11 protein-coding genes are annotated in these 12384 nt (G+C 70.2%); 9 read left to right on the top strand and 2 right to left on the bottom strand.

The window, feature by feature from the left end:
• The first annotated feature begins 121 nt into the window (after window positions 1-121).
• Window positions 122-853: an HAD family hydrolase gene (locus tag GO986_RS06815; RefSeq protein WP_157458542.1), complete on the top strand. Its 732-nt coding sequence runs from the start codon at window positions 122-124 to the stop codon at window positions 851-853.
• Window positions 854-1135: 282 nt separating this feature from the next.
• Here GO986_RS06815 and GO986_RS06810 read toward each other — a convergent pair whose 3' ends face one another.
• Together GO986_RS06810 and GO986_RS06805 are read right to left on the bottom strand one after the other, a co-directional pair.
• On the bottom strand, window positions 1136-1933 hold the full coding sequence (locus GO986_RS06810; protein WP_157458541.1) for a glycine-rich domain-containing protein: 798 nt from the start codon (window positions 1931-1933) through the stop codon (window positions 1136-1138).
• 90 nt (window positions 1934-2023) lie between these two features.
• The gene (locus GO986_RS06805; RefSeq protein WP_157458540.1) at window positions 2024-3208 is read right to left on the bottom strand and encodes a GTP pyrophosphokinase; all 1185 of its coding nucleotides are present in this window, start codon (window positions 3206-3208) and stop codon (window positions 2024-2026) included.
• Window positions 3209-3243: 35 nt separating this feature from the next.
• Here GO986_RS06805 and GO986_RS06800 point away from each other — a divergent pair, with 35 nt between their 5' ends.
• The 8 genes from GO986_RS06800 to GO986_RS06765 all read left to right on the top strand — a co-directional run bounded on the left by GO986_RS06800 (window position 3244) and on the right by GO986_RS06765 (window position 12147).
• Window positions 3244-5097 (top strand): N-acetylmuramoyl-L-alanine amidase, encoded by a 1854-nt coding sequence (locus GO986_RS06800; RefSeq protein ID WP_157458539.1) that lies wholly within the window; start codon window positions 3244-3246, stop codon window positions 5095-5097.
• Window positions 5094-5789, top strand: a complete 696-nt coding sequence (nfi, locus tag GO986_RS06795; RefSeq protein ID WP_198170464.1) for a deoxyribonuclease V — start codon at window positions 5094-5096, stop codon at window positions 5787-5789. Before GO986_RS06800 ends, nfi begins: the two co-directional genes overlap by 4 nt.
• Window positions 5786-6139 carry an inorganic diphosphatase gene (locus GO986_RS06790; protein WP_157458538.1) on the top strand — a complete coding sequence of 118 codons (354 nt, stop codon included), beginning with the start codon at window positions 5786-5788 and terminating at the stop codon, window positions 6137-6139. Before nfi ends, GO986_RS06790 begins: the two co-directional genes overlap by 4 nt.
• Before the next feature lie 10 nt (window positions 6140-6149).
• Window positions 6150-6839, top strand: a complete 690-nt coding sequence (locus GO986_RS06785) for an SDR family oxidoreductase (protein ID WP_157458537.1) — start codon at window positions 6150-6152, stop codon at window positions 6837-6839.
• Window positions 6836-7786, top strand: a complete 951-nt coding sequence (locus tag GO986_RS06780; RefSeq protein ID WP_157458536.1) for an NAD(P)/FAD-dependent oxidoreductase — start codon at window positions 6836-6838, stop codon at window positions 7784-7786. Before GO986_RS06785 ends, GO986_RS06780 begins: the two co-directional genes overlap by 4 nt.
• A 28-nt stretch (window positions 7787-7814) precedes the next feature.
• Window positions 7815-8456, top strand: coding sequence for an HAD family hydrolase (locus tag GO986_RS06775; protein WP_157458535.1), 642 nt, complete (start codon window positions 7815-7817; stop codon window positions 8454-8456).
• A 576-nt stretch (window positions 8457-9032) separates the two neighbouring features.
• The gene (hrpB, locus tag GO986_RS06770) at window positions 9033-11501 is read left to right on the top strand and encodes an ATP-dependent helicase HrpB (protein WP_369409208.1); all 2469 of its coding nucleotides are present in this window, start codon (window positions 9033-9035) and stop codon (window positions 11499-11501) included.
• Window positions 11449-12147, top strand: coding sequence for a class I SAM-dependent methyltransferase (locus GO986_RS06765; RefSeq protein ID WP_157458534.1), 699 nt, complete (start codon window positions 11449-11451; stop codon window positions 12145-12147). The genes hrpB and GO986_RS06765 overlap by 53 nt, the downstream gene beginning before the upstream one ends.
• Window positions 12148-12384 lie beyond the last annotated feature (237 nt).

Raw genomic sequence — 12384 nt, 5'->3', positions numbered from 1 at the left:
GCCTGTTTCGGGAGGGCTCCACCGGGTCGCGGTCCAGGTCACCCGCTTCGGGCCCGACCCCTGACGCCGTTCCTGCGCCGAGGCGCCGCCTGTTACAGAAGACCCGCTCTACACTCCGTTCATGACGCCGCTGCGGGCTGTGATTCTGGACCTGGACGACACTCTGTTTGACGATACGGCCTGCACCCACGCGGGGCTGCGGGCGCTGGCGACGGGTCACCGCCTGACCCTGGACCCCCACGACTTGTTTGCTCAGCACGCGGCGCATATTCGGGCGATTGACCCGATGCTGTTTCGGGGCGAGCTGACGGCCCACGGCGCGCGGGTGCTGCGTTTTACGCGGCTGCTGACGGACCTGGGGGTGGCGGCGCCCGACGGTGAAGCCGCCACCCACACCTACCGCAGCGCTTACCGCCAGGCGTGGACGCTTCTGGACGGTGCCGGCGCCCTGCTGAGCACCCTGCGGGCGGCGGGCCTGAAGCTGGCGGTGCTGACGAACTACGTGCGCGAGGTGCAGGCTGAAAAACTGGCGCACTTTGGGCTGGAGGGCCAACTGGACGCGCTGCTGTGCATAGACGATCTGGGCTGCGCCAAGCCTGACCCCCGCGCCTACCACGCCGCCTGCGCCGCGCTGGGCGTCCAGCCCGAAGCGGCCGTGATGGTGGGCGATTCCTGGGCCAACGATGTCGAGGGAGCGCGTCACGCGGGGCTGCGGGCGGTGTGGGTCAACCGGGTCGGCCACCCCGCCCCCGACCACCAGGTGCCCTCTGTACAGCGGCTGGTGGACTTGCCGGCGGTGCTGGGGCTCCCGCGTTCCGGGGCAGAGGGTGTCTGGCGAGAGGGGAAGACCTGATCTGGACGCCAGAGTCAGAAGACTCATACGCACTCCGATTGAATTGAGCAGAATGCTCGGTGAAATCCGAGCGGACTTGGAAAGCTGCGCAGCAGAGCGAGAAGGAAAAAATGCGGATTTCGCGATATGGAAGCGCAGGCGGTGCCTTTCCGGCTGTGCTGCAATTCAGCGGAATCCGTATCAGACAGCGGCGGAGCAGGGTGCACGGAGTTCGCGGTTCGGAGGCGCAGACCGTGCGCTTTCAATGGCGCTGTCAGGCAGTGGGTTCCGTTCGGGAGGGCCTCAGCTGCCACAGCCCCCGCCACCGCAACTGCTGCCGCCTCCATCGCTACATCCGCCGCCGCTGTCTCCACTGGAACTGCTGTCACAGCTGTTGTCGGCTTGGCCTGAACTGGTGTCCAGACCGATGAAGGCCAGCGCCCCGGTGTCGCTGTCGCGGTAGCGCCGCGGTGCGTGGCGTGGCGTCCGGGGATTGCTACGCCCACCCAGCACCAGGAGCGTCAGCAGCCCGAACACGGGCAGGGTCAACCAGAGCGGCAGGCCCAGCAAGGTGAGGAGCAAGGTTAGCCCGGCGCCGCTGGCCAGCCACAGGGCCGCGCCGCGTGTGCTGCCCTGCACTTGCGGGGCCGGCTTGGGTGCGCGGCGCGCGTCTGGCCACAGGTCTGCTGGGGGCAGCTCTCCAAAGGTCTGGGCATAGGCGTCCAGCGTCTGCTCGTACTGCGTGCGGAAGTGGGCGGCGTCGCTCGGCTGGCCGTCGCCGGGTTCATGGTGCAGGGGCCGGGGCAGCAGCGGCGTCAGGCGCTCCCAGTAATCGCGGGTGAACAGCAGGTGGGTGTGCCACAGCTCGTCCACCGCTTTCGACGGCGTGACGGGGTGGGAGCAGATAGCCGCCAGATACAGAAAGCGGCGGTATTCCTGGGCGGCGCGGGCCGTGAAGGCCGGGGTCCAGCGGGCGTCCTGGGCCGCGCGGCGAAGCAGAGCCGGCGGGAACTCGTAGGCGTTCAGCGCGGCCCACAGGAGCGGGGTAGACAGGGAAGCGGCGTTGACCAGTGGCTGACGAACCGTTTCTTCAGAACGCATAGCCTTTCTCCCTTGACGGCGGGCGCGGCGGGCTGACCAGGACGGTCGGCACTGGCCCTGTTCCGTCGCCTTCAGCGTGCGCCGCCTGTGTCAGTCGCTCGTCAGGCGACGCTCAAGCCCTGGGGGGGCGGGGGTCTCATCTTCAGCCCCCGCTGACACGGCAGGCTGAAGAGGTTGCGGCGTGGCCTCTGGCCCACGGCTCGCCACCGCACACTCGTAGGCGTTCTGAACCGCCTGCACCAGGTGCTCACTGCTCAGAACGCCGCGCAGGTCCAGCAGGTTGACAATCTCGTGAGGGTTCAGGGCCGGATTGACGCAGGCGCGCAGCAGGCCGTAATGCACCACGCTGGTGCCGGGTCGCGCGCCGCCGGCCGGCGTCCAGGTCTCGCGGAGGGTCGGCAGCAGCGTGGAGGCAAAACACACCACCTCGGCGTGGTGGCGGCGCAGTTCCTTGTGCAGCGCCCCCACCGAATGCACCCCCACATAATGCAGCAGCTGGGCCAGGCGCTGCGGGCGCTCGGGGTCGGGCCAGCCGGTCAGCAGCGGCACCTGCAGGGCCTGCGCCACCGCTTCGTCCAAGTCGCGCACCGGGGGCAAACCCAGCAGGTGCGTCATGCTGGCGGCGTCGATAAACACGCTGTCCGGGGCCTCGGCCACCCGCTGCGGCAGCGTGGCGGCGTAGTCGCGCGACAGGCGGTGCAGGGCCATGAATTCCTCATCGGCCATCTCCAGCAGGCCCGCCAGGCGGTAAAAGCGCCGCTGCACCTCGCGCGGAATAGCCTCACGGTTTTTGTAGCCCAGGTCATGCTCAATCTCGGCCCAAGCGTGCTGGAGGATCGAGCGAATCTGCACTTCAAACTTCAGACCGGCAAAGGCCGCCAGCCCCGGCGTCTGCGGCGTCACCTCCACGACGTAATGCACGCCCAGATACCCAAAACGGTCCGGATCGTGCATCTTGCTCTTGTCCATCGAGTTGTCCCAGTCGATGGTGTGGTGCTCCTCTAACAGTCGCGCGACCAGGCCCACATCCGACTCGAAATAGGTAATCACGCGCGCGGCCACCAGGTCGGTCACGTCGGCCAGCGCGCCGTAGCGGCCGGGTTTGCGGCGCAGTTTATCCCCCAGGCTGGCACGCTTTTTCACGCGCCCGGTGACGTGGTGAATGTTCAGGCCCGCCTCCGTAATCAAGCTGGCGGTGTGCGCGACCGCCGCGTCCCGCAGCGCTTCATAGGTCGGCAACTGGGCGTCAAAAGCCGTCAGCAGCGGGTCGCTCATGGAGTTGCAGCATACGCCGTGCTATCTCGGGGAGCATGCGCGTTTGCAAGCCCTCTCTTTCGCTGGTCTTGGGTCTCGCCTTGCTGACGGGCGCCGCGCAGGCCGCGCCGGATATTTATGTGGCCTATCCACCGGACGGGCACCGCGTGGCCGCCGACCACGTCATTCTGGAAGGCAGCGTGACGCCGGGCGCCACTCTGACGGTCAGCGGCACCCTGGTGCCCACCGGCCCCGATGGCCTGTTCATGACGTGGTGGCCGCTGAAAGCCGGCGGCAATGCCCTGCGGCTGGTGACGCGCCTGGGCGGTCAGAGTGCGGCGCGGGTGCTGACCGTCACGCGCACCGTGGCCCGCGCGCTGCCGGCGGTGCCCACCGCCATTGACCGCGCCAGCGTGCAGCCCGCGCAGCCGCTGGACTTCTGGGACGCAGCCAACGACAGCCCGGCCGAGCGGCGGGTGCCGGTGCGCTTCCTGGGGTCGCCGGGTGGCCGGGCCACCTTCCGGGTGGCGGGCGGCCCGGCGCAGCCGCTGACCGAGGGGCCGGCTGGGGTTTACAGCGGGGCCTATACGCTGCCCACCGGGCTGACCCTGACCGGCGCGGCATTGACAGTCAGCCTGACGGGCCGCGACGGCCGCACCGTCAGCGCGGCGGCGCCGGGCCGCCTCAGCAGTGCGCCGGCCCTGGCCCGCAGCGTCACGCAGCTGCCGGGCAGTGTGCCGGGCCTGGGCATCAACGCCGCCGGCACGGTCCTGACCACCCTGAACGGCGAGGCGCTGCTGTACCCACGCGAGGGCATGACCTTCCGGGCTGTGGGCCGGGTCGGGCCTGACCTGCGGCTGCGCCTGGCCCCTGGGCTGGGTGCTCTGGTGGCGGCTGACCAGGTCTCGCCGCTGGGCTTTGCCCCGCCTCCCGCCCTGAGCGGCGGCGGGGTGACGGCCGAAGGGGAAGGGGAGGGGACCGTTCTGTCCGCCCTCCCCACGGCCACCAGCAGCGCGCCGCCCAAATCGGTGCCCACCGCTGTCCCCACCCCGGCGCTCTCGGTGCGGGTGCCACTGGGCCCTGCGCGCCCACCGTTCACTCTGGAACAGCCGGACGCCCGGACTCTGGCGTTAACGCTCTATGGCTCATTGGCTGCGCCGCTCACGGTCCCCGCAGAGCGGCCCCCAGCCCTGGCCGGGGCCGAGGTGCAGGCGGTGGCCCCCGGTGTCACCCGGTTGACCCTGCGCCTGGCCCAGGCGGCCTGGGGCTTCAGGGCCGCTTACGACGGCCCCGACCTGCGCCTGAGGGTGCGGCTGCCGCCCAGCCTCAACCCGGCGCAGCCGCTGCTGGGGCGCGTGGTGACGCTGGACCCCGGCCACGGGGGCACTCAGAACGGGGGCGCCGGCAGCTTGCGGGTGCCGGAAAAGGGACTGGTGCTGCCGATTGCCCGGCGGGCGGCCGAATTGCTGCGCGCCCAGGGCGCCACCGTTTACCTGACCCGCACCGCCGACGTCACCCTGGGCCTGACCGAGCGCGGGCTGCTGGCCGAGGAGACAGCCAGCGACCTGCTGATCTCGGTGCATGCCAACGCCCTGCCCGACGGCCGCGACCCACGCGGGATTCGGGGCCCCGAGGTGTATTTTTCCCATCCGCAGGCGCAGCCGGTGGCAGCGGCCATCCTCGCGGCGCTGCGGGCGCGTCTGCCCGATCTGGGGCCGGGCGCGGGCCTCAAACCAGGGGCCGACCTGGCCCTGACCCGCCCCACCACCCAGCCCAGCGTGCTGGTGGAACTGGCCTACCTGACCGATGCGGGCAACCTGCGCCTGTTGCACAGCCCGGCCGGCCAGGAGCGGCTGGCGCAGGCGCTGGCCCAGGGCGTCGCTGACTTTTACGCTGGAGCGGCGCGGTGAGGCCCGACCTGCTGGCGCCGCCGCCCAACCCCCAGGTGGCCGAGGCCTGGCAGCGCGCCTGGGCCGGGCTGGTGGTCGCCGAGGACGACCTGGGCCCTGTGGCCACAGTGGCGGGCGTGGACGTGGCCTATCACGACCAGAGCGGCGAACTGGTGGCCGCCGCGGCCCTTCTGGACGCGCGCACCCTGACCGTGCTGGAGGAGGTGACGGTGCGTGACCAGGCGCAGTTTCCCTACATCCCAGGGCTGTTTTCCTTCCGCGAATGCTCGCCCGTGGCGCGGGCGGTGGAAGCCCTGAGCCGCCGCCCCGACCTAATCGTCTGTGACGGGCATGGGCGGGCCCATCCGCGCCGCTTTGGCTTGGCCTGCCATCTGGGCGTGGCGCTGGACCTGCCCACCATCGGCTGCGGCAAGACCCGCCTGACGGGTGCAGAGACGCCGCCGGGACCGGACCGAGGCGCGCATACGCCGCTGCTGGACGGTGCCGAAGTCCTGGGGGCCACCCTGCGAACCCAGAGTGGCGTGCGGCCGGTGTATGTCTCGGTGGGGCACCGGGTCTCACTGCCCACGGCCCTCACCTGGGTGCTGCACCTGGCCCCGCGCTACCGCCTCCCCGAAACCACGCGCGCCGCCGATGGGTTGGTGCGCCGCACGCCGGCCAGTCCAGGGACTCAGCCGGAGGCGCAGCCATGAGTGCTCTGCTTTCCTACTTGGGTCAGCAGGTGCAGGTGGTTGTGGACCGGCCCCTGGGGTCAGTGCATCCCCGGCATCCCGACCTCGTGTATCCCGTCAATTACGGCGAGGTGCCGGGCACCCTGGCGGGCGATGGTCACCCCATTGACGCCTACCTGCTGGGCTGGGACGAACCTGTGCAGGCGGCCCAAGGCGAGGTGATTGCCATTATCGAGCGCCTGGACGACGCCGAAGACAAGCTGGTGGTGGCCAGGGGCGGCACCGCCTGGACGCCCGAATCGGTGGGCACCATCATCCGGTTTCAGGAACAGTATTTTCGCACGCGCCTGCTGTGGGCCGAAGGGCGTTAACGTTGGGGCCATGACCCAGCGGCCCCTCACCCTGATTACCGGCGCGGCGGGCGGCATTGGCTCGGCGCTGGCCCGCACCCTGGCCCCGACCCACGACCTGCTGCTGGCTGGGCGCGGCGGCCCAGCCCTAGATGCCCTATGCGCCGAACTCCAGGCCCAGCCACTGCTCCTGGACTTGACCCGTCCCGAAACGTTTGCGGCGCCTCTCTCCGGCATTCCGCGCGTGACCAATCTCATCCACAGCGCGGCCGTGGTTGAACTGGGCACGGTGGCCGACCAGCCCCACGACGTCTGGACCCATACCCTGGCGGTCAACACAGTGGCGCCCGCCGAACTGACCCGGCTGCTGCTGCCCCAGTTGCGGGCCGAGCGGGGCACCGTGGTCTTTGTGAACAGCACGGCGGGCCTGCGGGCGAACGCGGGCTGGGCCAGTTACGCGGCCAGCAAGTTTGCCCTAAAAGCCCTGGCCGACGCCCTGCGCGACGAAGAAGCTGAGCACGGCGTGCGCGTCACGAGCATCTACCCTGGCCGCACCGCCACCCCCATGCAGGCCAAAGTGCGCGCTCAGGAAGGCGCTGACTACACCCCCGAGGCCTTTGTTGATCCGCAGACGGTGGCGGCCACCATCGCTTTCGCCCTTCAGGCGCCGCGCGACGCCACGCTGCCGGACCTCAGCGTGCGGCCGGGGCCACGCCCATGACAGATGCTTACGACGCCGTGGTGGTGGGCGCGGGGCCGGCGGGCCTGAATGCCGCGCTCGTGCTGGGCGGCGCCGACCGCCGGGTCCTGCTGCTGGACGGCGGCCCTCCCCGCAACGTGCGGGCGCAGGCGGCGCACGGGGTGTTCACCCGCGACGGGGTGACGCCCACGCACCTGAAAACCATCGGCCTGGCGGACCTGGCGCCCTACCCAGTGACGGTGGTGCCTCAACTGGCACGGGAAGCGGCTTTTACCTCTGACGGGTTCGCCTTGCGCCTAGAAGGCATGTGGGTGCGGTCACAGCGCCTGCTGCTGGCCACGGGCGTGCGCGACGTACTGCCCACCCTGCCTGGCCTGCGCGAGCGCTGGGGCAAGACCGTTCACCACTGCCCCTACTGCGACGGCTGGCCCAACCGGGACGCCCGGCTGGGCGTACTGGGTTCGGGCCAGGAGGGGCACCATCTGGCGCTGAGTGTGCGGTCCTGGTCGGACGAGGTCACGCTGCTCACTGACGGCCCCGACGAATTAACGGCCGAGCAGCGGCTGGACCTTCAGCGGGTGGGCATTACCGTGCAGACGGGGCGTCTACTGCGGCTGGCGGGCCGGGAAGATGTGCGTGTGAGGTTCCGGGGCGGCGGCGACCTGTGCCTGGACGCTTTGTTTCTCAATCCGACCCAGCAGCAGTGCAGCACCCTCCCGGCCGCGCTGGGCTGCGACCTGAACGACAAGAGCCGCGTGGTGGTCAACGAGAACGGCATGACCAGTGTGCGGGGCGTGTGGGCCGCCGGCGACATGACCGGCGCGCCCCAGTACGTCATGAGTGCGGCGTCGGGCGGCATGACGGCCGCCGTGTCGCTGAACACCACCCTGATTCACGAGGAAGTGCGCCGCATGGGCGCGGCTTTCCACAAGTCCCCAGACGAGGGGCCAGAGGGTAAGGCGTCCTAAGGCGACTCGGCTGGCTATCCTGCGTGTGATGCCTGCGGCCGTTCCCCACGCGATTCTTTTCGATCTAGATGGCACCTTGCATGACCGCGCGGCCACTGTGCGCGCCTGGTTGGCGGAGCATGTGGCGCGGTTTGAGCTGCCGGAACGGTACGCCGGGCGGTTTGTCGAGCTGGACGACCACGGCTACCGTTCCAAGACGCTGGTGATGCCGCAGCTGGTCAAAGAACTGGCTTTGGCGCATGATCCGCAGGCACTCTTCGAAGATTTCTGGACGCATATGAATCACGCTGTGCCTATGTCACACGCCCACGACGTGTTGCGGGCCCTGCGTTCGCGTGGCGTTCGGCTGGGTATCGTCACCAACGGCTGGGAGGCGGTGCAACAGGCCTGCCTGGCCCGCTGTGGCCTGAGCGACTTGGTGGACGATGTGGTCATCAGCAAAGTGGTTGGCTTCAGCAAGCCGGACCCGCGCATTTACCAGTTGGCGCTGGAGCGGCTTAGGGTTGGGGCTGCTGACGCCTGGTTTGTGGGGGACTCGCCGCGCAACGACATTTGGGGGCCGCAGGCGGTGGGGCTGCGGGCGGCATATTTGCCGACGGGGCATGGGTTGGGGGGGGAGGTGCCGGAAGTGGTGCTAGGGGATTTGCGGGGGGTGTTGGGGCTTGGGTAGGTTTTTAGGCGGCTTTACCCCACCCCCCAGCCCCCATCCCCAGGGGGGACGGGGGAGCAGACGTTGGCACTGGGCAAGAGTTTTGACTGGCGTCGGCCAGCTTGCTCTGTTCGTCCACGTGTCTGGCTTCGACGCCATCCGCTGCCCCCGCGAAAGGGCCTGCGCGCTGCGCGCACAATGGCCTCGCCTGGACCTGGGCGGCACTGGGGCAAGGGGTCTTGGTGCGCTCGGTGGGTTCTACTTTCAAAGGCAAAAGCGCGCAAGTAACAGCGCCTTTTTCTGTCTTTTCAAAAGTAAAACCTCGTGTTTAAGTGTCCCTATACTCCAACTTTACGGGGCCAGCAACGGAAGCCGTCGTGCGCGCAGCGCGCGGGCGTGGGGCGATGGGCGGCAGGTGTGCCATGGCGTCTACCGCGCAGAAAGAATTGGCTTCTTCGCCGCATCAGTCAACCCCTGCCCAGTGCTAACGTTGCTCCCCCTGCCCCTTTGGGGGAGGGGGCTGGGGGGTGGGGTAAAGCATTTCAAACCCCATCCAACCCAAAATCATAAAGCCACTCACCCCTTACCATTCACCCCGTGACCCTCCCCATCCAAGACGTCATTCCCGCCGTGCAAGCGGCCCTGGCCACCCAACCGCTGGTGGTGGTCCAGGCGCCGCCCGGCGCAGGCAAAAGCACGGCCCTGCCGCTGACGCTGCTGGATCAGCCCTGGCTGGCCGGGCAAAAGATCATCATGCTTCAGCCCCGGCGGGTGGCGGCGCGGGCGGTGGCGGCGCGGCTGGCGCAAGGTCTGGGGGAAGAGGTCGGCGCCACCGTGGGCTACCGCGTGCGCTTTGAAGCGCGGGTGTCGGCCGCCACGCGGCTGGAGGTGGTCACTGAAGGCATTCTGACCCGGCGGCTGCAACACGATCCGGAACTGGCCGGCGTGGGCCTGGTCATTCTGGACGAGTTTCACGAGCGCTCGCTGAATGCCGACCTGGCGCTGGCCCTGCTGCGCGAAGTGCAGGGTGCTCTGCGGGGCGACCTGCGCGTGCTGGTCATGAGTGCCACCCTCGACCCAGCCCTACCCGGCCGCCTGGGGGCGCCGCTGATTGAAAGTCAGGGCCGTGCTTACCCCGTTGAGGTGCGGTATCTGGCCACTGACCCGACCGGGCGCGTGGAAGACCTCGTGGCGCGGCAGGTGCGCGCGGCGCTGGCGGCCCAGCCGGGGGACGTGTTGGCCTTTCTGCCCGGCGTGCGGGAGATTCGGGGCGCGGCGGCGCAGCTGGCCGACACGGACGCCGCCGTGCTGCCTCTTTACGGCGACCTCCCAGTGGCCGAGCAGCAAAGGGCGCTGCGCCCTGACCCCCAGGGGCGGCGCAAGGTGGTGCTGGCGACCAGCATCGCGGAAACCTCGCTCACCATTGACGGCGTTCGGGTGGTCGTGGACGGCGGCCAAAGCCGTTTTGCCCAGTTTGACCCGGCTTCGGGTCTATCGCGCATGGTCACGGGCCGGGTCACACAGGACGCGGCGGCGCAGCGGGCGGGCCGGGCCGGGCGCACGGCGCCGGGGGTGGCCTACCGGCTCTGGAGCGAGCGCACCCAGCCCCTCTTGCCGGCGGCCCGGCCCCCCGAGGTCTTGGAGGCCGACCTGGCCCCCCTCACCCTAGAACTGGCGCAGTGGGGCGTGCAGGAGCCGGGCACGCTCTGGTGGTTGGACGAGCCGCCCGCGCGCCGGGTCCAGGCGGCCCGCGAGGTGCTGCGCGGTCTGGACGCCCTGGACGACGCGGGCCGCGTCACGCCGGAGGGCGCGCGCCTACTGGACTTTCCCACCCATCCACGGCTGGCCCATCTGCTGAGCGCGGCTGAGGACGCTCCCCTGGCCGCCGATGTGGCCGCGCTGCTGGAAGAACGCGACCCGCTGCCGCCAGGGTCCGGCGCAGACCTGACCGACCGGGTGGCCGCGCTGCGCGCCTGGCGACGCGGCGAGCGGGGAAGGGGGGACGCAGGCGTGCTGGACCGTACCGAGCGCTTGTCCCGGCAGTGGCGCGGCCTGCTGAGAGTGCGCCCAGACGATACCCCGCCCGATCCGTTCGCGGTGGGCGCCCTGGTGGCGTGGGCCTACCCGGAGCGGGCGGCACTGGCGCGCGAGTCGGTGTCTGGGCTCAGGAGCGGGCGCTTTCTGCTGGCGGGCGGCCAGGGCGCCGCGCTGCCCGAGGGGGACGCCCTGGCCGGGGCGCGGGCGCTGGCCGTGGCCCACCTAGACGCTGGGCAGGCGGAAGGGCGCATCTTTCTGGCCGCGCCGCTGGACCCCGCCGCGTTGGAGGCCGGCGCCGAGTGGACCGACGCCGTGCGCTGGGACCCCCGCAGCGGCACCCTGCTGGCCCAGCGAGAGCGGCGCTTTGGGGCGCTGGTGCTGGAGACGCGCCCCCTGCGCGACCTGCCCCCGGAATCGCGGGCAGCGGCCCTGACGGGAGCCATTCGCGCGGAAGGGCTGCACCTCCTCACTTTTGCCCCCGAGGCGCAGGCGCTGCGGGACCGCGTGGAATCGCTGCGCGCCTGGCGCCCCGAGGACAGCTGGCCGGACCTCAGTGACGCCGGCCTGCTGGCTACCCTGGACGACTGGCTGGGGCCCGTTCTGGGTAGCGCGCGCTCGCGTGAGGACCTGGCCCGCCTGAACCTTCTGCCGGCCCTGCAAGCCCAGCTCCCCTGGCGGCTGCTCGCTCAGCTGGACGACCTGGCTCCCACCCACCTGACTGTGCCGACCGGCAGCCGCATCCGCCTGACCTACCGCCCCGGCCAAGCGCCCATTCTGGCGGTCAAGTTGCAGGAACTGTTCGGGCTGGCCGACACGCCGGCTGTCAACGGCGGGCGCACCCCAGTGCTGCTGCACCTGCTGTCGCCGGCTGGGCGCCCGGTGCAGGTCACGCAGGATCTGCGCTCGTTCTGGAACTCGTCGTATTTCGAGGTCCGCAAGGATCTGCGCGGCCGCTATCCCAAGCATCCCTGGCCGGATGACCCCTGGACCCACGCCCCCATGCGCGGCACCAAAAAGCGGGGCCAGTAGCGTGTGGGGCGCCCTGATGGCGGCCCTGTACGGTCCGGTGGGCTGGGCGCGGGCGGCAGACCTGCGGCGGCGGCTGTTGCCCTACATGGTTCCCGGCCCAGTGCTGGACCTGGGAGCCGGCACCGGGCACACGGGGGCGCTGCTGGCCCGCGCGGGCTGGTCCGTCACCCTGGCGGATGTCCGGCCGCACCGGGGGGCCGCCGGGCAATGGCTGGTGGCTCAGCCGCTGGCCCGGCATTTGGCGCGGCGGCTGGGCCTGCGCCGAGTACTCTACGACGGCCGGACCCTGCCTTTTCAGGACCAGGCGTTTGGGACGGTGCTGCTGGCCTTCGTGCTGCATCACTGCCCCGATCCGGCGGCGGTCGTGCGTGAGGCGGCGCGCGTCTCGGACGGGCGGCTGCTGGTGCTGGAGGACGTGGAAGTGGGTGGTGCGCGCGCGTCCCGCCGGGCCCAGGCGCTGGACGCCCTGATGAATCTAGAGGTGGGCCACCCCCAGACCCAGCGCTCTGGTGTGGAGTGGAGAGCTCTCTTTGCCAGCTGCGGGCTGCGTGTGCTGGCCGAGGAAGGATGGACGTCTACAGTGCTGGGCGTTCACCTGGGCCACCACCTGTTTGTGCTGGAGGCCGAGGGCGCAGTGGTGGCTTAACGCTCAGTGTGGACTGGGCTGACATCCAGCGTCACGCCAGCAGGGACAAAAAAGACCTCCAGGCCGCTGCTCAGAGCAGAATTCTCGGGTGACCGGACTGAGGCTCTGTCCATAAACAGCGGTTGCAATGAAGTTGGTGGTGCCTCCCTGCCATCAACGCAACGGAAGACCGTTCTTCAGGACGACATTCGTGCCCAGCTCTCGCGTCAGCAGGGGCGCGATGACGCCCCGACAATC

It is taken from the genome of Deinococcus arboris, assembly GCF_009755355.1.
In the GTDB taxonomy this organism is placed as follows: Bacteria; Deinococcota; Deinococci; order Deinococcales; family Deinococcaceae; genus Deinococcus; species Deinococcus betulae.
This window is presented reverse-complemented; position numbering and strand designations above follow the sequence as displayed.